The 23259-nt window shown below is 70.0% G+C and carries 12 protein-coding genes; 6 read left to right on the top strand and 6 right to left on the bottom strand.

Annotation, left to right across the window (positions count from 1 at the left end):
• Positions 1-8: 8 nt before the first annotated feature.
• Positions 9-956, top strand: a complete 948-nt coding sequence (locus ACN27F_RS02330; protein ID WP_421430896.1) for an aldo/keto reductase — start codon at positions 9-11, stop codon at positions 954-956.
• 27 nt (positions 957-983) lie between these two features.
• Here ACN27F_RS02330 and ACN27F_RS02335 read toward each other — a convergent pair whose 3' ends face one another.
• The 3 genes from ACN27F_RS02335 to ACN27F_RS02345 form a co-directional block, all read right to left on the bottom strand.
• Positions 984-3467: a DNA gyrase/topoisomerase IV subunit A gene (locus tag ACN27F_RS02335; protein WP_421430897.1), complete on the bottom strand. Its 2484-nt coding sequence runs from the start codon at positions 3465-3467 to the stop codon at positions 984-986.
• 50 nt (positions 3468-3517) lie between these two features.
• Entirely contained in the window at positions 3518-5575 is a 2058-nt protein-coding gene (locus tag ACN27F_RS02340) for a DNA gyrase/topoisomerase IV subunit B (RefSeq protein ID WP_421430898.1), read from the bottom strand.
• 239 nt (positions 5576-5814) lie between these two features.
• Positions 5815-7281, bottom strand: coding sequence for an endo-1,4-beta-xylanase (locus ACN27F_RS02345; protein WP_421430899.1), 1467 nt, complete (start codon positions 7279-7281; stop codon positions 5815-5817).
• Between the two features lie 335 nt (positions 7282-7616).
• On the opposite strand from ACN27F_RS02345, the gene ACN27F_RS02350 reads away from it, so the two are divergent.
• Positions 7617-8603, top strand: a complete 987-nt coding sequence (locus ACN27F_RS02350) for a pyridoxal-phosphate dependent enzyme (RefSeq protein ID WP_421430900.1) — start codon at positions 7617-7619, stop codon at positions 8601-8603.
• A gap of 21 nt (positions 8604-8624) precedes the next feature.
• On the opposite strand, the gene ACN27F_RS02355 is transcribed toward ACN27F_RS02350, so the two are convergent.
• On the bottom strand, positions 8625-10280 hold the full coding sequence (locus ACN27F_RS02355) for a peptide chain release factor 3 (protein ID WP_421430901.1): 1656 nt from the start codon (positions 10278-10280) through the stop codon (positions 8625-8627).
• 291 nt (positions 10281-10571) lie between these two features.
• Between ACN27F_RS02355 and ACN27F_RS02360 the strand changes: the two genes are divergently transcribed.
• Positions 10572-13028, top strand: a complete 2457-nt coding sequence (locus ACN27F_RS02360; protein ID WP_421430902.1) for a M14 family metallopeptidase — start codon at positions 10572-10574, stop codon at positions 13026-13028.
• A 65-nt stretch (positions 13029-13093) separates the two neighbouring features.
• Here ACN27F_RS02360 and ACN27F_RS02365 read toward each other — a convergent pair whose 3' ends face one another.
• Positions 13094-15112, bottom strand: coding sequence for an Hsp70 family protein (locus tag ACN27F_RS02365; protein WP_421430903.1), 2019 nt, complete (start codon positions 15110-15112; stop codon positions 13094-13096).
• 142 nt (positions 15113-15254) lie between these two features.
• Positions 15255-16724 carry a dynamin family protein gene (locus ACN27F_RS02370; protein WP_421430904.1) on the bottom strand — a complete coding sequence of 490 codons (1470 nt, stop codon included), beginning with the start codon at positions 16722-16724 and terminating at the stop codon, positions 15255-15257.
• 391 nt (positions 16725-17115) lie between these two features.
• Here ACN27F_RS02370 and ACN27F_RS02375 point away from each other — a divergent pair, with 391 nt between their 5' ends.
• From ACN27F_RS02375 to ACN27F_RS02385, 3 genes are all read left to right on the top strand, one after another.
• Positions 17116-19446 carry a LuxR C-terminal-related transcriptional regulator gene (locus tag ACN27F_RS02375; RefSeq protein WP_421430905.1) on the top strand — a complete coding sequence of 777 codons (2331 nt, stop codon included), beginning with the start codon at positions 17116-17118 and terminating at the stop codon, positions 19444-19446.
• A gap of 151 nt (positions 19447-19597) precedes the next feature.
• The gene (locus tag ACN27F_RS02380; RefSeq protein WP_421430906.1) at positions 19598-21268 is read left to right on the top strand and encodes a hypothetical protein; all 1671 of its coding nucleotides are present in this window, start codon (positions 19598-19600) and stop codon (positions 21266-21268) included.
• Positions 21269-21442: 174 nt separating this feature from the next.
• Positions 21443-23251 (top strand): dynamin family protein, encoded by a 1809-nt coding sequence (locus ACN27F_RS02385; protein WP_421430907.1) that lies wholly within the window; start codon positions 21443-21445, stop codon positions 23249-23251.
• The last annotated feature ends 8 nt before the right edge of the window (positions 23252-23259 follow it).

Genomic DNA, 23259 nt, shown 5'->3' on the forward strand with positions numbered 1-23259 from the left:
TCCCCATCGTGCACACAAGACCGTTTGGTACGACCGGCATGCAGGTCAGCGCCATCGGCCTGGGCGCCTGGCAACTCGGCCGGTCGTCGCACTGGCCGGACGGGCCGGACGAGGCCGAGGCGGTACGGATCGTTCACGCCGCGTTGGACGCCGGCATCACGTTCGTCGACACCGCGCCCGGCTACGCCGACGGGCGAAGCGAGCCGAACATCGGCCGGGCGCTCACCGGACATCGCCGGAACGCGGCGATCATCTGCACCAAGTTCGGCTATCTGCCCGACGGCACCGAGAACTGGTCGTCCTCGGCGATCGAGGAATCGGTCCGGCGCAGCGCGCAGCGGATGAACGTCGACCACGTCGACATCGTCGTGCTGCACAACCCGCCGCCGGAGATCCTGGACGGGCGGCGCGGCGACCACTACGAGGTGCTCCAGCGGCTGCAGGACAAGGGTGTCATCCGGGCGTACGGCGCGTCGGTGGACTGGAGCGCGGACCTGGACACGGTGCTGTCGAGCAGCGACTCGACCGCGTTCGAGGTGCGGTTGTCCGCGCTCTACCAGGAGCCGTGGCCAGCCGTGGCACGGGCCCACGACCGTGGCGCCGGCACCATCGCCAAGGTGCCGCTGGAGTCCGGTTGGCTCTCCGGCCGCTACGGTGCCGACAGCGTCTTCACCGGCGTGCGCGAGCGATGGTCCCGCGAGGACGTCGCGGTGCGCGCCGGGCTGGTCGACGAGTTGCGGGCCCTGCTGCCGGAGGGGGTGAGCCTGCTGTCCGGCGCGTTGCGTTTCCTGTTGAGCGACGACGCGGTGTCGACGGTCATCCCCGGCACGAGATCCGTGGCGCAACTGCACAGCAGCGTGGCCGCCGTGGCCGACGGCCCGTTGCCGACGCAGACCGTGGCCGCGATCCGGGCCTGGTACGACGAGCGGTTGGCCGCCCAGCCGCTGGACTGGTAGCCGATTGCCGCGCAGCGGCGCGGATCGTCAGCCGCGTTCCAGCAGATGGCCGATCACCTGCGGGGCCAACATCACCGGCGTGCCGGAGCCGTCCCGTCGCGGATCGACCGCCGGTAGCGCCACCGACTCGCCGGATCGGGTCGCGCCCGCCGGGCGCGACCCGATCCAGGCCAGATCGAGCGCGTCCTCGCCTTTGAGGAAACGGTGCACGCGCACGCCGCCGGTCGCCCGTCCCTTCGCCGGGTACTGCGCGAACGGGGTGACTTTGACGCCACGACCGGTCGAGGTGACCACCATCGGCGCGCCATGATCCGGATCATCCGTACGTACCGCGCCGAAGAAGACCACTTCGGCGTCGGTGGCGAGGTGGATCCCGGCCATGCCGCCGCTCTTGAGGCCCTGTGCCCGTACCAGTTTGGCCGTGAAGCGCAGCAGCGCGGCGTCGCTGGTGACGAAGGCGAGGCTCTCGGCGCCGTCGGTCAGCCAGGTGGCACCGATCACCTCGTCGCCGTCACGCAGTCCGATCACCTCGAACTCGTCGGCGCGCACCGGCCAGTCCGGTGCGCAGATCTTCACCACGCCCTGGCGGGTGCCGAGGGCGAGCCCCGGCGTGTCGCGTTCGGCTGCCGGCGCCACGCCGACGACCCGCTCCCCGGCCCGCAGTGACACCAGCTCCGCGGCGGGCATGCCGCCGCTGAGCGAGACGGTGCCGGGCCGGTCGGGCAACACCGGCAGTGGCAGGACATCGGTGCGGATGGCCCGGCCGGCACTGGTCACCAGAAGCACCTGGCCACGGGCGGTGGCGGCGACGACGGCCGCGACGGCGTCGTGGCGGGCCCGCCCGTTGCGGCGGGCACCTTCGACCGATTCCTCGCTCTCGGCGACGGTACGGGCGACCAGCCCGGTCGACGACAGAATCACCTGACAGGGATCGTCGGCGACCTCCAGCGGCCCGGCCGGGACGGAGGCGGCGAGCACCTCCTTGAGATCGCCGTCGATCAGCGTGGTCCGCCGGGGGGTAGCGAACTGCTTGGCCACCTGCGCCAACTCGTCCGAGACCACCTTACGCAGCACGGCCGGGTCGTCGAGGATGCGCGACAGTTCGGCGATCTCGCCGCGCAGTCGGTCCTGCTCGGCCTCCAACTCGATCCGGTCGTAGCGGGTCAGCCGGCGCAGCGGGGTGTCGAGGATGTAGCCGGCCTGGATCTCGGTGAGCCCGAACTCGGCCATCAGCGCGTCCCGGGCGGCCCGGGCGTCGTCGCTGGCTCGGATGAGCCGCACCACCCGGTCGATGTCGAGCAACGCGATCAGCAGACCGTCGACCAGGTGCAGCCGGTCCTGCCGTTTGGTCCGCCGGTGGGCGCTGCGCCGGAAGACCACGTCGTAGCGGTGTGCGAGGAACGCCTCCAGCAGTTCCTTCAGGCCGAGCGTACGGGGCTGCCCGTCGACCAGAACCAGGTTGTTGACCCCGAAGGACTGCTCCATCGGGGTGAGCCGGTACAGGTCGGCCAGCAGCGCCTGCGGGTTGACCCCGATCTTGCATTCGATGACCAGCCGGGTGCCGTTCTCCCGGTCGGTGAGGTCCTTGACGTCGGCGATGCCCTGCAGCCGCTTGGTCTTGGTGACCTCTTCGGTGATCTTCTCGATGATGCGTTCGGTGCCGACCCCGTACGGCAGCTCGGTGACCGTGACCGCCTGCCGGCCGCGGCTGCCCTCCACCAGTCCGATCTGCACCTTGGCCCGCATCCGCACCACCCCACGGCCGGTGGCGAACGCGCGGCGCACCTCGTCGAGGCCGAGCAGCAGGCCGCCGGTCGGCAGGTCGGGGCCGGGCACGAACTCCATCAGCTTGTCCAGGGTGGCGTCCGGGTGACGGATCAACCAGCGGGCCGCCGCGACCACCTCGCCGAGGTTGTGCGGGATCATGTTGGTGGCCATCCCGACCGCGATCCCGGACGCGCCGTTGACCAACAGGTTCGGAAACGCCGCCGGCAGTACCTTGGGCTCGGTGAGCGAACCGTCGTAGTTCGGTTTGAAGTCGACGGTGTCCTCGTCGAGTTCGCCGACGAGCAGCATCGCCGGACGCGACATCCGCGCCTCGGTGTAGCGGCTGGCCGCCGGCCCGTCGTCCGGCGAGCCGAAGTTGCCGTGCCCGTCGATCAACGGCGTGTTGAGCGAGAAGCCCTGTGCCAGGCGGACCATCGCGTCGTAGATCGCGGCGTCGCCGTGCGGATGGAACTTGCCCATCACGTCACCGACCACCCGGGCCGACTTGACGTAGCCCCGGTCAGGGCGGTAACCCTGCTCGCTCATCGAGTAGAGAATCCGCCGGTGCACCGGCTTGAGACCGTCGCGGGCGTCGGGCAACGCACGGGAGTAGATGACCGAGTAGGCGTACTCCAGGTAGGAGTCCTGTATCTCGGTGGCGATCGGGTTGTCCAGGACGCGGGCGCCGGCCTGGTCGAACGCGGCCAGATCGGTCCGGGACTGCTTGCTCTTGCTGCGTGCCATGGTCTTCTACGCTTCCTCGATCGAACAGGTCCGGCTGAGACGGATCCTGCTCAGGCGTCGATGCTCTCCTGGTCGACCCGGCCGGCCGAGTCGATCAGCCAGTTGCGCCGGGGTTCGACCTTCTCCCCCATCAGCAGTTCCAGGGTGTGGTCGGCGGCGTCCGCGTCGTCGAGCGTGATCCGGCGCACCGAGCGGGTCGCCGGGTTCATCGTGGTCTCCCACAGTTCGTCGGCGTCCATCTCGCCGAGCCCTTTGAACCGGGGTACCGGGGTCACCACCTGGCGACCAGCGCGTGCCAGCCGGCGCACCGTCTGCTCCATCTCGGCCTCGGTGAAGGTGAAGATGGTCTCCGCGTTGCGCCCCTTCGTAGTGATCTTGTGCAGTGGGGGCATCGCCGCGTACAGCCGACCGGCCTCGATGACCGGGCGCAGGTACTTGGCGAACAGGGTGATCAGCAGCGTCCGGATGTGGGAACCGTCCACGTCCGCGTCCGCCATCAGGATCACCCGGCCGTAGCGCATCGTGGCCAGGTCGAAGGTGCGCCCGGTGCCGGCGCCGAGCACCTGCACGATCGCCGCCACCTCGGCGTTGCGCAGCGTGTCGACGAGGTTGGCCTTCTGGACGTTGAGGATCTTCCCCCGGATCGGCAGCAGCGCCTGGTACTCGGCGACGCGCGCCATCCGGGCCGATCCGAGCGCGCTGTCGCCCTCGACGATGAACAGTTCGCTGCGCTCGACCCCGGTGGACCGGCAGTCGACCAGCTTGGGCGGCATCGACGCGCCCTCAAGAGCGGTCTTGCGCCGGGCCGCGTCCTTCTGTTGCTTCTGGGTGAGCCGGACCCGGGCCGCGTCGACCACCTTCTGCAGCACGATACGCGCCTCGGCCCGTGTCTTGCGGTCCTCGATCCAGGCCTTGACCTGCTGTTCGACGATCCCCTGCACGACCCGGGTGAGACCGGCGGTGGACAGTTCGTCCTTGGTCTGGGAGGTGAACTGCGGCTCCGGGATCCGTACGTGCACCACCGCGGTCATGCCTTCCAGCACGTCGTCGGCGGTGGGTGGATCCTCTTTCGGTTTGAGCAGGCCACGGGTGGTGCGCACGGCATCGACCACGGCCCGGGTGACGCCGCGCTCGAAGCCCTTGCGGTGGGTGCCACCGTGCATGTTGCGGATCGTGTTGGTGAAGCACTCGACGATCCGCTCGTACCCGGTGCTCCAGGCCAGCGCGACCTCTATCTCCGCCCGCCGGACGACGTCCGATTGCATCACGCCGTTGGCATCGGCCGCGTTCTCCTTGTAGGTGCCGGTCCCGTTGATCACCAGGGTGCCGCTGACCGGCTTGTCGCCGTCGGGGCTGAGGAACTCCACCATCTCCACCAGCCCGCGCGGGTGGTGGTAGACCTCCTCGACCGGGTCGTCGCCGGTGGCGTCGCGCAGCACGTAGGTGACCCCGGGGACGAGGAAGGCGGTGTTGCGCAGCCTGGCCCGCACGGCGGCCACGTCGAGTGCGGCGCCACGGTCGAAGTAGCGGGCGTCGTACCAGTAGCGGATGGAGGTGCCGGTCGCCTCGCCCCGCTTCATCCGCCCGGTGGTGCGCAGACCGGACTGCGTGGTGAACCGGGCGCCCGGTCCGGGGCCGTCGAACACGCCGGGCGCGCCGCGTTGGAACGACATCTCGTACACCTTGCCGGCCCGCTTGACCCGCACGTCGAAGCGCAACGACAGCGCGTTGACCGCGGACGCCCCGACGCCGTGCAGACCACCGGAGGCCTTGTAGCCGGAGCCGCCGAACTTGCCGCCGGCGTGCAGGCGGGTCAGCACCAGCTCGACCCCGGACAGCCCGGAGCGGGAGTGTACGTCGGTCGGGATGCCGCGACCGTCGTCGTCGACCTGTACCGACCCGTCGGCGTGCAGGGTCACCTCGATCCGGCCGGCGTGCCCGGCGATCCCCTCGTCGGTCGAGTTGTCGAGGATCTCGTTGAGCAGGTGACCGACGCCACGGCTGTCGGTGGAACCGATGTACATGCCGGGGCGCTTGCGCACCGCGTCCAGACCTTCGAGGTGGGTGAGGTCTTCCGCTCCGTACAGCGTTTCAGGTTGTGCAGTCAACGCGTCGAACTCCCGGTGCCGCCAGCCATGTTCCGTCCATGGGCAGACGGAACCCCGGTGACCTGCAGGTCACCACCACCCGAGCCTAACGGCAGCCGCTGAGGGCGCCGCGCGGAGCCCGGCGCGGACATGGCCGGGCCGGTGGACGAGAACTCGGGTCTCGTCCACCGGCCCGGCCATGTCGACGGTTTCCGGCCTGGTCGGGGCGGCCGATCGGCCGCCCCGACCAGGTCAGCCGATCAACTGGCGCTGCAGGACGGCGTCATTCCGCTACCGGTCCCGGTGCCCTGGAACCCGAAGGTGGTGGACTGTCCGGCGTTGATCCGGCCGTTCCACGGGGCGTTGGTGAACCGTACGGTGCCGGTGCTGCCGCTGGCCTGGGAGTTCCACGCGTTGGTGACGGCGGCTCCGGACGGGAGCGTCATCGTCACCGCCCAGGCGTTGGTCGCCGAGGATCCCGCCGTCACCCTGACGTTGGCGACGAATCCGCCGGGCCACTGATCGAGCTGGTACACCGCGGCGCTACATCCGCCGCCGCCCGGTGGCGGAGTGGTCGGTGGTGCGGTGGTCGGCGGCGCCGTGGTGGGCGGTGGTGCCGTGGTGGGCGGTGGTGCCGTGGTGGGCGGTGGTGCCGTGGTGGGCGGTGCCGTGGTGGGTGGTGCGGTGGTGGGTGGGGGTGCGCCGCTGTTCAGTTCGGCCAGGACCGCGTCGTAGGCGGGCTTCTTGTTGCCGCTGCAGTCGAACAGCAGTGGGTTCTGGCTGGACCGCCACGAGTCGCAGTCGCGGACGCCCCATACGGTAATGCCGTTGCAGCGTGCCACGGCGAGGCAGTCGGCCACCACCGAGCGGTAGGTGTTGGCGGAGGCGCCTTCGATGTCGAGTTCGGTGATCTGCACGTCGACGCCGAGGGCGGCGAAGCTGGACAGGGTGGTGCGGTAGTTCGACGGGTAGGGCGAGCCGCTGTTGAAGTGGGACTGCAGGCCGACGCAGTCGATCGGTACGCCGCGTTGTTTGAAGTCGCGGACGAGGTTGTAGGCGGCCTGGGTCTTGGCCCACGACCAGTTGTCGATGTTGTAGTCGTTGTAGCAGAGTTTGGCGCCGGGGTCGGCGGCGCGGGCGGCGCGGAACGCGGCTTCGATCCAGTCGTTGCCGGTGCGTTGCAGGTTGGAGTTGCGTCGGGCGCCGCTGTTGCCGTCGTCGAAGGCTTCGTTGACGACGTCCCAGGAGTCGATCTTGCCACGGTAGTAGGTGGCGACCTGGGTGACGTGGTTGAGCATGGCCTGGCGCAGGGCGGAGCCTTCCATGCTCTGCATCCAGCCGGGCTGCTGGGAGTGCCAGGCCAGGGTGTGGCCGCGGACCGCCATGCCCTGGGAGATGGCGTGGTTGACGATGCGGTCGGCGTTGCCGAAGGTGAACTGGTTCTGTTGCGGCTCGGTGGCGTCGATCTTCATCTCGTTCTCGGGGGTGACGCTGTTGAACTCCCGGTTCACGATGTTGACGTAGGTCGACTCGCTGAGTTTGTTGGCCGCGATCGCGGCGCCGAAGTACCGGCCACGCTCGGCGGCCGACGCGCCGAGGGTGGTGGCCGCGCTGGCGGCGGACGCGAACAGCAGCGCGGTGCCGGCCGCGAGGGCGACCACCGCGGCCGAGGCCAACGCGGCCCGGGGTCCCCTTCTCCTCGGTCTGCTGACGGATTGATCAGTCATGTCGTGAGTGCCTCTCAGGTACGGATATGGACGGCAGGGACCCCGGCATCGCATCGACCTTGGTCGAAGTGCCGTTGAGCGATGCTAACGGAAATATTCCGGTAACTCAATGACTCGTCATCCGGCCAGAGCCCGGGGTACCCCACCCGGTTACCAGCCGTCCGGGGCAGGACACCAGTCACCAGGTGCGGGTGCACGAACAGAGCGGGTGTCGGAAATTATCGGAAAATGCATACTCAGGTACCGGCCGTGTCGACCGCCGGTCCGACCTGCGTCGAAGCTTGTCGGACAGGTATGGCAGCCTGGCAGGCCGGAACCTGTGGAGGACGCACCTGATGGATCGGGCACTGCCACCCGTCGTCACGCTGGAGGACGTGCGCGACGCCGCCGCACGGCTCGCCGGCACCGCGCACCGCACACCCGTGCTGCGCTCGCGGACCCTGGACGCCTTGACCGGTGCCAGCATCCACCTCAAGTGTGAGAACTTGCAACGGGTCGGAGCATTCAAGTTCCGTGGTGCCTACAACACCGCCTCCCGGCTGACGGCCGAACAGCTGGCCAGGGGCATCGCCGCGTACTCCTCGGGCAACCACGCCCAGGCCGTCGCTTTGGCCGCGCGCGAACTGGGCAGTACGGCGGTGATCGTGATGCCCGCCGACACACCACGATCGAAGATGGCTGCGGTCACCGGATACGGAGCCGAGATCGTCACCTACGACCGGTACACCGGAGACCGGGTCGCCATCGGGCAGGCGTTGGCCGCCGATCGTGGCCTGGCTCTGATACCGCCGTACGAGCATCCGCACGTCATCGCCGGTCAGGGCACCGCAGCGCTCGAACTCGTCGAGCAGGCCGGCGACCTCGATGCGTTCCTGGTCCCGGTAGGCGGCGGCGGGCTGGCGGCCGGCACCGCCACCGCGGTCAAGGGCCTGCGTGCCGGTGTCCGTGTCGTCGGCGTCGAGCCACAGGCCGGGGACGACACGCTGCGGTCGTTGGCCGCCGGCCACCGGGTGAGCATTGCCGTCCCCCGCACGATCGCGGATGGCCAGGCCGCCGAGACACCAGGCGAGCTGACCTTCTCCATCAACCAACGGCTCCTCGACGAGGTCGTGCTGGTCAGCGACGACGAGATCCGGGCCGCGATGCGCTTCGCCTTCGACCGGCTCAAGATCGTGGTCGAGCCGAGCGGCGCGACCGGACTGGCCGCCCTACTCGCCGGTCGACTCGATCCGGTCCCGGCCCGGGTCGGTGTGATCATCTCGGGCGGCAACGTCGACACACGACGGTTCACCGAGCTGATCGGCGACGCCGGACCCGGCTGACCGCACATCGGACACGGCCGGTCAGCCAGCCGCCTCGGCGAGCAGCGGCTCCAGCACCAGGTCCGGGTCTCGGCTCCGTACGGTGGACAGCCGCCACTTGTCAGGAAACAGGGCGAGCAGCGCACCATCGCGTACCCGGGTCATCACCTCGACACCCGGGGCCGCGTTGAGCGCCGCCACACATGCCGGGTCGGTACGCCGGGCCAGGCCGTACGGCAGGTGGTCGACGGCGGTCGGGACGCCGAACTCGGTGGCGAGACGGTGTGTGGCCACCTCGAACTGCATCGGCCCGACCGCCGCGAGCACCGGTGACTGCTCGCCGCGGCGGTCCGAACGCAGCACCTGCACCACGCCCTCGCCGTCGAGCTGCTCGATGCCGCGGCGGAAACGTTTGAACTTGGAGGAGTCGGTGGACCGGATCGCGACGAAGTGTTCCGGGGCGAACGACGGCAGCGGCGGGAACCGGACGGTCGGGCCGGTGGCGTAGAGGCTGTCGCCGATCCCCAGCGCGGTCGCGTTGACCAGGCCCACCACGTCGCCCGGGTACGCCTCGTCGAGGGTGTCCCGGTCGCGGCCGAACACCTGCTGGGCGTACTTGGTGGCGAACGGGCGCCCGGTCCCGGCGTGGGTGACCACCATGCCACGTTCGAACCGGCCCGAACACACCCGCACGAACGCCACCTGGTCGCGGTGGGCGGGGTTCATGTTGGCCTGCGTCTTGAACACGAAGCCGGAGAACGGGGTGTCGAGGGCACGCGGTGTACCGGTGGCGTCGGGCCGGGCCGTGGGCGCCGGTGCGTTGTCGACCAGCACATCGAGCAACTGCCGTACGCCGGCGTTGGTGACCGCCGCCCCGAACAGCACCGGCGTGCTCGCCGCCGAGGCGAACCCGGCCTGATCGTGGTCGGCCCCGGTGGCGGCGAGCAGTTCGAGCTCCTCCCAGGCCCGCGTCCAGTCCGGCCCGTACCGGGTGGCGGCCTGCTCGGCGGTCAACTGGTCCTCGATCACCGCGGTCGTTCCGCCCGGCGTACGGGTGAACGCCACCATCGCGCCGGTACGCCGGTCGGCCACCCCGTGGAACTGCCCGGCCATCCCGACCGGCCAGGTCAGCGGCGTGGGTCGCAGCCCGATCCGTTGCTCGATCTCGTCGAGCAGTTCGAGGGGTTCCCGGCCGGGCCGGTCCCACTTGTTGATGAACGTGATCACCGGCACCCGGCGGTGCCGGCACACCTCGAACAGTTTCAACGTCTGCGGTTCCAGACCTTTCGCGGCGTCGAGCAGCATCACGGCGCAGTCCACCGCGGTCAACACCCGGTAGGTGTCCTCCGAGAAGTCGGCATGCCCCGGCGTGTCGAGCAGGTTGACGACCGTGTCGCGGTAGGTGAACTGCAGTGCGGCCGAGGTGATCGAGATGCCTCGTTGCTGTTCCAGTGCCATCCAGTCGGAGACCACCCCACGCCGCTCGCCCTTGCCGTGCACCGCGCCGGCCTGAGTTATCGCCCGCGCGTGCAACGCGAGGGCTTCGGTGATCGTCGACTTGCCGGCGTCCGGGTGGGAGATCACCGCGAAGGTACGCCGCCGCGCGGCCTCCGCCCGGACGTCACCGGGTGTTCCGTCACCGCGAGTCACATCACCACGGGTACGCACCTCTCGGGGCGCGTCCGGCCCTGCCGACACGCCGTTCTCCTCCCGCTCAGCCCGGCCAACACCTTAACGCGGCGGGAGCAGGGCAGGTTCCGCCGGTCGGGACTCGGCACCGGGTGTGACAGGCGGTGGGCGACGGCGGCGGATGATTGACAGATCGATCCGACGCCGTCCAGGATGGGCCATCCTGACCGGACCTTCCCACCTCGTCAGCCGCCACGCCGACGCCTGACCGCGCTCTGCCCTTGTCGCGCATGGCGGACCTCGCTCTGCTCCCCGTGTCCGCCCTGAGACCCAGTGGCGCCGCAAGTGGAAAGGTAACCGATGCCCGCCGCATCTTCGCCACCGAGGCGACGGCACCTCGCCGCCGCCGTAGCCGCAGCCGCCGCCGTCTCGCTTCTCACCGGCCCGGCCACCGCAGTCACCGCCGCCGCCGCGGCCGCCGCCCCAACCGACGACCAGAGCGTGACCGCCGGCCCGCAACGGCTGGAACGCATCGCCGGTGAGGACACCAGCGTCGTCGAGGTCGTCCTCGCCGACCGTGACGCCCTCGACGCCCTGGTCGATACCGGAGTCGACCTGGACCACCACGTTTCACAGACGACAGCGGGGATCGTGGTGCACGCCGTCGTCACACCGAACGAGATCGAGGGCCTGCGGGCGTTCGGTTTCCAGATCGGTCGAACTCTCTACGACGCCGACGACGCCGTGGACCGGATCGCCGAGCGGGAGGCGACCATCGCCGGGCACGTCGCCGCCAACCAGGCGTTCACCGCGAGCCTGGCGCGTAGCGCCAGCACCGCCGATGTGCGGATCATCCGGGCCGACTACTACACCTCCGGAACCAGCCAGGTGCTCTCCGTCGAAGCCAAGTGGGCACAGGGCCAGACATCGACCAGTCCGCTGAGCGTCAGCCGGGACAGCGGTCCGGGCACCCAGATCGGCTCCGGCGGAACACAGACCATCACCCGCTTCGTCGACGCCGGGGTCTACCTGTACCACCGCGGTGCTGCCGCGGTCACCGCCCGACCCGACCGGATCCAGATCGTCAGCCCCACCGGTGACGTGGCGATCGCCGAGGTCAGTCAGTGGCTACCGGTTCCCGACGACTCGCCCGAGGGTCCGGGCTACCAGAAGGACTTCGTCACCAGTTACCTGACTCCGACCGAGTTGTACGACCGGATCAAGCGCCTGGCCGACGAGTATCCGCACCTGGCCGAGGTCGTCGAACTGCCGTACCGAACCAACGGCTACCGGCGCAAGGCACAGGTCGTGCTCGGATCGGCCAGCGCCAACCGGGTCGCGGTGGACTCCCACGCCTGGGGCCACGAGGGCGGCAACGAGATCACGGTCGAGTTCGCGGATCCGGGCGCGGCCGGTCAGCCGTTGACGGTGTCGGTCTCCGGCCCGGCGATCCGGGTCATGCTGGCCACCGACGGCACCGGTGCGGTCACCAGCACCGCCGCCGAGGTGGCCGCCGCGATCGACGCCGCGGCGGACGGCCTGGCCGACGCGTACACCTACCGGGACAACATCGGCGACGGCGTGGTCGCGCCGGTCGGACCGACGGCGTTGAGCGACAACCTCGCCGCGCCGGACACCGTTTCCCGTGACCCGCATCCGGTGTACGCCCTGCGGATCGGCAAGTACCGGGACGGGTCCCGGACCGGGGTGCTGGCCTACGCGCAGGAGCACGCCCGCGAGTGGGTGCCGCCGCTGGTGGCCGTCGAGACCGCCGAACGGCTGCTGCGCAACCACCGCACCGACGAGAACACCCAGCAACTGCTGCGTACTCTCGACATCTGGATCGCCCCGTCGATCAACCCCGACGGCGGGCACTACTCGTTCTACGACTACACCTCCCAGCGCAAGAGCATGACCAACCACTGTGCCACCGGTGGCTCCACCGACGCGTTGGCCCGCAACTCCTGGGGAGTGGACAACAACCGCAACTACACCGAGTACAGCCTGTTCGACGGCTACTCGGGAGCCTCCACCAGTTGCACCAGCGGCACCTTCGCCGGCCCAGGTGAGCTTTCCGAGCCGGAGAACAAGAACCTGGACTGGTTGGCCGGCCATCCCAACATCAAGTTCTCGATGAACCTGCACTCGTCCGGCAACTACTTCATGTGGTCACCCGGCGCCTACGCGACTCCCGGACGGGTCTCGGCGCCGCGCCCGACCCTCGCCGAGGAGTCGTTCTTCTGGGGTGCTTCCGCACGGATCCTGACCGCGATAAAACGGCACCGGAACATGGCGGTGACCCCGGCCCGGACCGGCCCCATCTCTGACGTCCTGTACTCGGCGGCCGGCAATTCCGGTGACATGCTCTGGTACAAGTACGGCGTCTACGCCTGGAACTTCGAAGTCGGCACCTCCTTCCAACCCGCCTGGGAGGAGGCGCACCAGCAGACCATGGAGTACGCCAACGGCCTGGTCGAGCTGATGCGGGTCGCCCGCGACTACGACAAGGACCGCAAGCGCCCGACCAGTTCGTTGATCGTGCGGCCCGGCGACACCGACCAGGTGGTGGACGTCGAGTTCGAGGTGAGCGAGCCGGCGGCGGTCTTCTACACCCTCGACGGCAGCAAACCGACCTTCGGATCCACGCTGTACGCCTCGGCCGGCATCCGGGAGGGCGCCGAGACGCTGACCGTGCCGTACGGAACCAAGGTGTTCTGGTTCTCGGTGGACGCGGCGGGCAACATCGAGAAGAACTACCAGCCCGATACCGACGCCAAGAACTGGAACCGCGGCGTCGCGATCCCGTCCGGCACCTGATCCCGACGACGCGGCCGTGGCACCCTGTCGAGGTGCCACGGCCGCCAGGTCGCTCGGTGCGACGGTTACTGCCAGCTGATCGGTGCGCAGTTGCCGGTGGCGTAGGCGCCGTAGGAATCCTGCACCAACTCGTGTTCGTGGGTGGCGATCCGCGCGCACACCTTCGGCCAGTCGCCGATCACCTGGACGAAGCTGTCGTCATCGGTCCAGATCACCGACGGCTGCTGGTCCTCGACGTACCAGACGCCCTGCTCGGACGGGGGGACGTGGACACCCATGATCCGGTCCGGCGGGTTGGTGCCGTTGCTTCCGTAGATGTGCAGGTGGTAGCCGCCGTTGATGTTCGGCCCGGACTGGCCGAAGTTGGCGTCGTACTCGATCGTGAGCCGGCCGCCGGAAACCGTCGCCGAGGTGATGCAGACCCAGCGTGGGTTGCTCTTGATCTGGTCCGTGCACTGCTCGTCCGCTGGCAGGTCGGACCCGGTCTCACCATCGTCGTCCGGCTCGGTCCCGCCTCCTTCGACCTGGTTGCCGGGATCCACTCCGGAGTCCACGGCCGTATTTTCCTGCTGGCCGTCGCCGTCGTCCCCGCCACTGGTCAACGCCCAGGCCAGGCCGCCCCCGCCGAGGAGCAGCGCGAGCAGGGCGACACCCGCCACCAGCAGGGTGCCACGCCGTTTCGCCGGCGGCTTCCCGGCCGCGCCCGCCGCAGACGGTCCCGCTCCCGCTGCGGACATGGCGACGTCACCGGTCGAGGTGAACGACTCGGTACGCGCGTTGCCGCGTACCGGAACGACACCGCGCACTCCGGCACCCGGCGCGGTCGGCACGCTCTCCGCGCCCATGTTTCTCGTCACCGGCGCGGTCGGGGCGGGGTACGTCTGCTGCGGGACGGTCGCCGTGGGCGGGACGCGGTACGCGCCAGTCGCCGGCGCGTTCGGCGGCGGCATCGACGGCGATGGCGGCACCGGCATCGCGGGCGAGACCGGTGCGGCCGGGTGAGCACCGGCGCCGGACGTCACCGCTTGCCCGCTGGCGAGCCAGGCCGCGCCGAGGGAGACCGCGTGCTTGGGGTGGGTGTCGACGGCGACCGGCCGGCCCAGCTCGGAACCGACCAGTTGGGAAACGATCGGCATCCGGGACGAGCCGCCGACCAACAACACCGAGTGCAGCATCTCCGGCGTACAGCCGGCGGAGCGGACCGCCCGGTGCAGCGCCTCGATGGACCCGTGCAGCGCCGGGCGGATCATTGCCTCGAACTCGGCCCGGGTGAGCCGGATCTCCGTCGCCACGTTGGGCAGCATCACCGAGATCGCCGTGTCGGTGTCCGACGACAGCGCTTCCTTGGCCTGCACGCACTCGTCGCGCAGTCGGGCGACCGCGGCGATCACCGCCGGATCGTCCTCGTCCAACTCCTCCAACTTGCCGCCAAGGGCTGCCCGGACATGGTTGAACACCGCGGCGTCGAAATCGATCCCGCCGAGCCGTTCGATGCCTTCCGGTTGGCCGATGATCGCGAAGCCGTTCGCGGTCTTGCGCAGCACCGCGGCGTCGAACGTGCCGCCGCCCAGGTCGTACACGGCGACGACGGCGCCCGGCTCGATACGCTGTTGCTGGGCGTAGTTGACCGCAGCGGCCTCCGGTTCGGAGGTGTACATCACCGGCTGGTCGAGATTGGCGATCCGCACCGCCTGACGAAGCAGATCCATCTTGTACGGACCCCAGTTCGCCGGGTGCGACAGGCAGATACCCGTGGGCTGCCCGCCCTCACGGCGTACCACCTCGTCCACCGTCCACCGCAGCACCCGCGCCATCAGCGCCTCGGCCGACTGCGGGACCCCGCCGAGCAGGATCGGCGTGGTATCACCCAGCCGGCGTTTGAACTCGCGTGCCACCCGGTGCGGTTCGGCGAATCCGCGTCGGTTCGCCGCCTCGCCGGTCAGGAACGTTTCGTCCTGCCGCAGCAGCACCACCGACGGGATGGCGGCGCTGTGACTGCCTAGCGAGATGACCTCCGCACGGCCGTTACGCCAGACAGCGGCCGAGGTGAACGTGGTCCCGAGGTCTATGCCGAGTGCGTACATCGTGTCGCTCCGATGATTATTCGTGGACAATGGGTCTGCTCAGGCTCTGCCGGCCCGCCCAGCGGTTCACCTGAGACAGTGCAGTCGTGTTGGTCACCCTCATGATGGTGCCTGGTGTGCGCCACCGCCGGCGTGGAGATGATCATCTGGGCCGGGCCAGGCTCGCGATCATGCCCTCGCAGGACCGGACGGCCACTCGGGCGGCCACCGCCATCTCGTGGGCGGTCAGCGGATTCTCGGCGCGACGTTGCCAGCGGACCAGCGCCTCGTTCGCGGCCGCGCCCAACTCGGCGGCCGACGCGTCCGGCGACAAGCGCAGCCGCTGGTGGATCGCCCCGCCGGCACCACCGATGAGCTGCTCGAGTTCGGTTACGACGGCGGGCTTGCCGGTGACCCAGCCGGCCCGGACACTGGAGAGAACTCGCAACTCGTTGAACGGATGCGCGGAGGCGATGATTTCCTCCACCGCGCCGGCCACGGCCTCGCTGCCCGGTCGCGGGACGCTACGCGTCATGTCCGCCAACGCCAGCAGTGCCGATCTGCTCTTGAGCACGTCCCGGCGCTCGAAGAACAGCGAACCGAGGATTTCCCGCAGGTCGGCGAGCCCGCTCCGGTCGAGCAACTCCCGGGACAGGTCGGTGGCGGTCGCGGTGGCGCTGTGCCGCAACAACGCGGCGGACAGCCGAAGCCCGAACATGCCGAACCGGGACAGCAACGCCTCCCGTTCGATCGAGGTGAGCCCCAGTTCCGGCATGGCCTTGACGAACCGGTCGGCGGACAGCAGCAACTGCTCGGCCTCGCGCACGGGCAGTTCGCCGATCCGGCGCAACTGCGCGACCTCCACCTCGGTGAGCGTCGTCGCGGTCTCGGCGAGCAGCCCGGCCACCGGTACGACGGACTGCACCAGCCGGCGGACGTTGGCGTCGCCGCTCAGCCGCGCGGCGATCCGGCGCGCCGAGGCGAGCGCATCGAGCCGACCGACGCCGATCTCGTCGGCGCGGGAAAGGACGCCGATGGCGTTCACCGGATTGGGCCGGGAGACCTCCACGTCGTGGAAGGCCCGGAGGAATTCGACGTCGTTGGAATGCAGATGGCGCATCAGATAGATGACCGCGTCCGCGGGTGTCTCCTCGTCGTCGGGGACGAGCAGCTCCCAGGACCGCTGCGCGGTCCGCTCGGACAGCGAGCCGATACCCGGGGTGTCGATCAGGGTAACCGTCCGCAGTGCCTGCGACGGCCAGGTGACGGTCAGTTGCGCGACATCGTCGACACCGAGGCCACCCAGGTCCACTTCGATGGCGCCGTCCTCGCGGTCGAACCGCAGTTGGCGCGGCTCCCCCTGGTTGGGCCAGGCCATGACCCGGTAGGTGTGGCCGTCCTCGTACCAGGTGACGATGCGGGTGCACTCCCCCGCGTCGGTCGGCGCCAACCGGTCGCCGACCAAGGCGTTGAGCAGGGTGGACTTGCCAGCCTTGACCCGCCCGGCGATGGCTACCCGCAGTGGCGCGTCGAGACGCTCACGCACAGCAACCAACCGTGGTTCGTACGGTGTGCCTCGGTAAACGTCGATGGCCTGGGTGAGCACGCTGCGCGTACGGTCGGTCAGACTCATCCGGTCACCGCCTGCGACCGCTGCCGAAGCAGCCGGTTCCAGACCAACTCGGACTCCAGATTCTCGCGTCGCTTGTTCCCCGGCCAGCCGGGCGCTGCCGGCCAGACCCATCGACCACGACGCACACCAAACGAAACAGCCGTCGCCAAGCGGCAGCCGGGCCCCAGGCGCCGAGGTCGCGCCGACTGTACATGGTCGGGATATCCAGTGCCAGGTCAGCCTGCCGGTCATCCCGGTCACCCACCGCCACGCCACGACGACGATCCTCGCCCGCCGGGCGCTCGCGGGTATCCGCCGGCGTTGTCCGGACCGATACGTTGCCGTCCTGCACTCGCCGTAGCCGTTGGCCGTAGACTCCCACGTCGATACGGCCAACGGAGGTAACGCACAGGTGTCTGTCGTGGTGGGGGTGGACGGTGCGGGACGCACGCGCCGGCTCGGCGAGATCGCCGCGACCGCCAACCGACCGGTGGTACAGGTCACTGACGGAAGTGTCGAGGATCTGACCGCTCTGCTTGCCCAGGCCGGCGCCGACGGTGCGCTGGTCTGCGTCGACGACGCCCACCAGTTGGCCCCGGACACGCTGCGGGCGTTGGCCGGCGCCGCCCGCGGCGGCGTGGCGATGGCGATCGCCCGCCGCCCGACCATCGACCGGCCGGAACTCGCCGACCTGGACGAGGTGGTGGCCGCTACCGGCGGCGTCGAGCGACTTGGCCCGCTCGGCCCGGACGAACTGGCCGAACTGGTGCAGACGGTGACCGGCCGACCTGCGGCACCGGAGCATGTGGACGCGGTTCGGGCTGCTTCCGGCGGGCTGGCGGCGGTGGCCGTCGCGGTCGCGGCGGCGCCGGACGGCGTCCCGCCCGCGCTCGTCGCACGGGTGCAGCGCAGGCTCGCGGTGCTGGGCCGGGGCACAGCGGAGCTGGCTGCGGTGCTCGCTCTCGAACTGGGCCTGCCCGATGACGTTCTCCGCGCCACGGCGGGTCTGGATCCGGCGCAGGCGGCGGCGGCGATGCGGTCGCTGCGGGACGAAGGTTTCCTCACGCCCGACGGTGAACAGATGATTCCGGCGGTCGCCCGCGCGGTGCTGGCCGACCGGCCGGCGGCGGAGCGCCGCCAGCTACACGACGCCGTGGCGATGGCGCTGCTGGGCACCGGGGCCGACCCGGTACAGGCGGCTGGACAGCTACGCGCGGCCCGGGTACGGACCCCGACCGCCGCCGACGTCTACCGACAGGCAGGTGACCGCCTGCGCTTCACCGACCCTACCGCCGCTCTCTCCTACTACGACGATGCGCTCGACGCCGGCAGCGAGCCGGGCGCGGTCGCCGCTGGTCGGGCCGAAGCCGCCACGCTGCTGGGCATGCCGGTCGACCTGGACGGCTCGGTCGCGGCACCGTCCGACACGGCCCGCGTCGCGATGGCCGCCGGCGCCGCCGCAGCCTATGACGGGCGGGCCGGCCGAGCGGCGCAGACGCTTCTGGACGCCGGCGATCCCGGCCCGGTCCTGGCCGTCCCCACGCTGATGGCCATCGGCCGGCCGGAATCCGCGAGGTCCGCCGCAGCCGGATCGGCACCGCTGCCGGTGCGTCGCCTTGCCGAGGCGGCACTGGCGGTCGGCGATCCACCGGCGGCGGTGCCGCTGCTGATCGAGGCGGCCGAGAGTTTCGAGCAGGCGCCGCCGGCGGTCGCCGTACCGGAGTTGCCCCACGCACTCGGCGCCCTGGTCGCGGTCACCGCAGGTGATACCGCCTCCGCGGAGTACCTGCTGGACCGGGCGCTGGCCAGCGGGGCCGGTGGACCGGTTGCCCAGGACCGGCACCGGACGTTGCTGGCCTGGGTCAGGATGCGGGCGGGCCGGTACGACACCGCCGTCGCCGAACTCCGCCGGCTCGCCGAGACCACCCTGCCCGGCCGGGAACGATTGGTGTACGCCAGCCTGACCGCCGGCATCGCCAGGCGAACCGGTGACATCGCCCAGCTGCGGGCGGCTTGGGCCGCTGCGGACCCGGTGCTGGCCCGCCGGGCGGTGGACCTGTTCCATCTCGAGCTCATCGAGGAACTGCTGGTCGCCGCCGCCCGGTTGCGCCAACACCAGCGGATAGCTCCGGTGCTGGCCGAATTGGACGACATCCTCGACCGGCTCGGCCGGCCGACCACGTGGCTCGTGTCGCTGGGCTGGATCCGACTGCAGGTGGCGGTCGTCGGCGAGGACGCCACCGCCGCGGCTACGGCTGCCGGCCAGCTCGGTGCGCTCGCCCCTGACGGGGTACGGCAACAGGCGCAGTGCCGGGCCGCCCGCCGGTGGGCCGATGCCCTGGCCGGCGAGGTGCAGCCGGACGGGGTGCTGGCGGATGCCGCCGACCTCGCCGCGGCCGAGCTGCCCTGGGAGTCGTCCCGCCTGATCGGACACGCCGCGATCCGCACCACCGACGCCCAGGCCGCCCGCCGGTTGCTGGAACGGGCCCGGGAGCTGTCCCGGCCCGAGCCCACGGCCGGCGACGCCGCACCGGACGTCTCCCGCGGCGGGCTGTCCGATCGGGAGGTGGAGGTCGCACGCCTGGTGCTCGCCGGCCGTACGCACCGTGAAATCGGCACGCAGCTCTATCTCTCCCCCAAGACGGTCGAGCATCACGTGGCGCGGATCCGCACGAAGCTGGGCGCTACCAACCGGGCCGAGTTGATCGCTACCCTGCGACGACTCCTGCCGGAGGAGTCGTAACCTGTCGGACTAGTGACCTTTGGTTGGCACCACCCCCCTAACCCCCGGAACCTGGCACGGGGATTGCCCCGATGCGGGGGGCCGACCACAACCCGCAATCTCTTACATGTGTCCGGCCGGACGGGACGGACCAGAATCCAGGAGGCAAATCATGGCCGAGGTAGAGGTAGCTCCGTTGATCATGGAGAAGATCAAGGCGCTGTTCGAGAAGGTGTTCAGCAGCGAGGCGGAGACCGCCAACTTCCTCGCCGACCCGGAGGGCGCCTTCGCCGCCGCCGGCATCGACGCCGCCGATCTCAGCAACGTCGACATCAACGAGACCGTCCAGGAGGCCGCGTTCTCCGGCAGCGGCAGCGGTTCGGGCGGTGGCGGCGGCTTCTCCGGTGGCGGTGGCGGTGGCGGCAGCTTCTCCAGCGGCGGCGGTGGCGGCGGCGGCTTCTCCGGCGGTGGTGGGGGCGGCGGTAGCTTCGTCCCGCCGCCGCAGGCAGTGCAGCAGGTCACCACGGTCACCCAGAACTTCACCACGCAGAACTTCGTCGATGAGTCGCAGAACTTCATCGACAACTCCACGGACATCGACAACTCGGTGGACCTGGACGTCGACGGCCCGGTGCTCGGTGACATCGACGTCGAGTCGACGAACCTGACCCAGGCCGGTGACGGCAACGTCGGCAACATCGGCGACGGCGACGTCAACGCGGCCGTCGGCGACGGCAGCGCGGCCCAGCAGGGTGAAGGGGACCAGGTCGCCGCGACCGGCGGGTCGGTCGCGGCCGGCGACGACGCGTTCGGCGTCACCGGCGACAACTCGTCGCTGGAATTCGTCGACGGGGACAAGGTCACCGCAGGTGACGGCGCGGTGATCGGCACCGGTGACGGCGACGTGGTGGGCGCCACCGGTGAGCGCGCCTTCGCCGGGAACTCGGGCTCCGGCGACGTGGTGGGCAACACCGGTGACGATGCGATCACCGCAGGCGACGATATCGACGGCGCGGTGAACACCGGCGACGGCGCCGTGAACGCCGGCGATGACGTCGACGGTGCGATCAACACCGGTTTCAACTCCGGGATTCTGGCCGACGGCGACGTCGACAAGGCGGTGCTCGGGGACAACACCGGGGTCGTCGCCGACGACCTGGACAAGGCGGTCATCGGGGACAACAACCAGGCCGCCCAGTTCGACATCGACACCGGCGGCGGCACCGGCGGCAGCGCCGACGGCACCGGCGGCAACGCCAGCGGCAAGGGCGGGGCCGGTGGCGACGCCGACGCCGACGGCGGAAACGGTGGCGATGGTGCCGCGGGCGTCGGAGTCGGAACCGGTGTCGGCGTCGGCCTACGTGGCAAGGGCAGCGGCAGCGGCGAGGGCAACGGTGACGGTGGGGACGGCGGCGACGGCGGCAAGGCGGTGGGCGGCGACGCCAGCGGCGGTGCCGGCATCGGCGGCAACGCCAGCGGTACCGGCGGCAACGCCAGCGGGGGCGGCGGCGGTGACCTGGGGCCGATCAACATCAACTTCGGTGGGGGCAGCCAGCAGAACGTGACCGACTCGGAGGTGGAGGACTCGTCACTGGCCAGCGGCGGAAACTCGTCCAGCACCCAGGACTCGTTCAACGACCAGTCCACGACCGACTCGTTCAACGACCAGTCCACGAACACGGACGACTCGTTCAACACGGACGACTCGTTCAACACCGACGACTCGTTCAACACCGACGACTCGTTCAACGACCAGTCCTCGAACCCCTCGTTCGAGGTCGAGGACTCGTTCAACGGCAACACGGCTCCGGCCGCCGAGCCGGACCCGACGCTCGGGGTGTAGCGCACCCACCGGGGTCGGGGCCGGTCACTATCGAGAAACTTGGCCAGGTATGCGCCGGTGTGGCGGGCCAGCGGATTTCCGCTGGCCCGCCACACCGGCATGTGGACTCGGTACAACTGGCTGACCAGTCAGTTACTGTCCGCCGTAATCGACGTTATTTTCAGGGGAGCGATGATGGCCGCTACCACGGCATCACCTAACGACGCACTGCAACGGGCCGTACAGATCGTGGACCTCGGGTTGCGCGCCTGCGAGGCGTACGGACGGGGCGATCTCGGTGCCCGGCTGACCACCGTGAAAGGCACCTTGGCCGACCCCGCGGTCCACATCGTCGTCGTAGGCGAGTTCAAGCAGGGCAAGAGCTCACTGGTCAACGCACTTGCCGGGGCGAACGTGTGCCCGGTCGACGACGATGTCGCCACCGCCCTGCCGACGTACGTCCGGTTCGGCAAGGAGCCGTCCGCCCAGGTGCTCTTCGACGGCGACCCGCCTCGGCGGGAGCCGCTACCGATGGACCAGGTACGACAGGTCGTCCTGGAGAAGAGCGGCGACGAGGCCGCGGACGGGGCCGCGGGGGTGGAGGTACGGCTGCCGCGACAGTTGCTCTCCAGCGGCCTGGTCATCGTCGACACTCCTGGTGTCGGCGGGCTCGGCTCGGTCCACGCGGCGGCGAGCCTGGCCGCCGCCTCCATGGCCGACGCGCTGCTGTTCGTTACCGATGCCGCACAGGAACTCACTCGCAGTGAGCTGGACTTCCTGCGCCAGGCCCGCGACGTGTGCCCGACGCTGGTCTGCGTGATCACCAAGACGGACTTCTATCCGCATTGGCGCAAGATCCGTGATCTCGACACCGGACACCTGCCGAGTAAGATGGAAATTCCGGTCATCCCGGTTTCGTCGGCGTTGCGGCTGCGTGCCGTCGCCGCCAACGACAAGGAGCTCAACACCGAGTCCGGATTCCCGGACCTGGTCCGCTTCGTGACCGAACGGGTGACCGGTGGAGCGGCGAAAAAGGTCGCCACGCAGGCCGCGGAAGCGGTCCTCGACGTGGGCGAGCAGATCCAGAGCCAGCTCGAGGCCGAACGGGCCGCACTGGCCGACCCGGCGGCTGCGGCCCGGATCATCGATGAGCTCACCGCGGTGAAGCAGCGGGTCGACGCGCTCAAGGCCGCCGCCGCCAAGTGGCAGCAGACTCTCGGCGACGGAGTGTCCGACCTCAACGCCGACATCGACTACGACCTGCGCGGACGGATCCGCCGCATCCTCGAGGAGGCGGATGCCGCGATCGACGAGGTCGATCCGGCCGACGCCTGGGACGAGACGGAACGGTGGCTGCAGGCCCGTGTCTCACACGAACTGCTGGCCAACTACATGATGCTGCGGGACCGGGCAGTCAGCCTCAGCGAGGATGTCGCCACCCACTTCCAGGAGGCCGCTGGCGGGGTCCTCCGCCAGGTCGCCATCCCCGACCCGGTCCCGTTGGTCGGCACCGCCGAAGTCGAACACAAGATCGAACTTGAGAAGATGAAGCTGCGCAAACAGGCGATGGTGGCACTCAAGAGTGCCTACGGCGGCGCGCTCATGTTCGTCATGCTCGGCACGCTGGTCGGTGTCTCCCTCGGTCCGATCGGCGTGGGCATCGGGTTGGTCATGGGGCGCAAGGGCCTGCGGGAAGAGAAGAAGCGCCAGCGCGCGAACCGGCAGGGCCAGGCCAAGAACGCGGTACGTCGCTACTGCGACCAGGTGAGCTTCGTGATGACCAAGGACTCTCGGGACACGCTTCGTCGAATTCAGCGGCAGCTGCGTGACCACTACAGCACACTCGCGGACGAACTGGCCCGTTCCAACGCCGAGGCACTGTCCGCCGCGTCGGAGGCGGCCAAGCGGACCCAGACGGAGCGGGAGAGTCGCCTGCGGGACCTGACGGCGGAGCTGGAAAGGCTGCGCCAGCTACGGGAACACGCGACGGCCATCCTCCGGTAGACGGACTG

It is taken from the genome of Solwaraspora sp. WMMB335 (assembly GCF_049179075.1).
GTDB lineage: Bacteria > Actinomycetota > Actinomycetes > Mycobacteriales > Micromonosporaceae > Micromonospora_E.

Bases quoted from the DNA above. Each gene is read 5' to 3' on its own strand.
- ACN27F_RS02365 (WP_421430903.1), bottom strand. From the start codon at position 15,112: ATGTACGCACTCGGCATAGACCTCGGGACCACGTTCACCTCGGCCGCT.
- ACN27F_RS02385 (WP_421430907.1), top strand. From the start codon at position 21,443: ATGGCCGCTACCACGGCATCACCTAACGACGCACTGCAACGGGCCGTA.
- ACN27F_RS02350 (WP_421430900.1), top strand. From the start codon at position 7,617: ATGGATCGGGCACTGCCACCCGTCGTCACGCTGGAGGACGTGCGCGAC.
- ACN27F_RS02370 (WP_421430904.1), bottom strand. From the start codon at position 16,724: ATGAGTCTGACCGACCGTACGCGCAGCGTGCTCACCCAGGCCATCGAC.
- ACN27F_RS02380 (WP_421430906.1), top strand. From the start codon at position 19,598: ATGGCCGAGGTAGAGGTAGCTCCGTTGATCATGGAGAAGATCAAGGCG.
- ACN27F_RS02335 (WP_421430897.1), bottom strand. From the start codon at position 3,467: ATGGCACGCAGCAAGAGCAAGCAGTCCCGGACCGATCTGGCCGCGTTC.
- ACN27F_RS02345 (WP_421430899.1), bottom strand. From the start codon at position 7,281: ATGACTGATCAATCCGTCAGCAGACCGAGGAGAAGGGGACCCCGGGCC.
- ACN27F_RS02360 (WP_421430902.1), top strand. From the start codon at position 10,572: ATGCCCGCCGCATCTTCGCCACCGAGGCGACGGCACCTCGCCGCCGCC.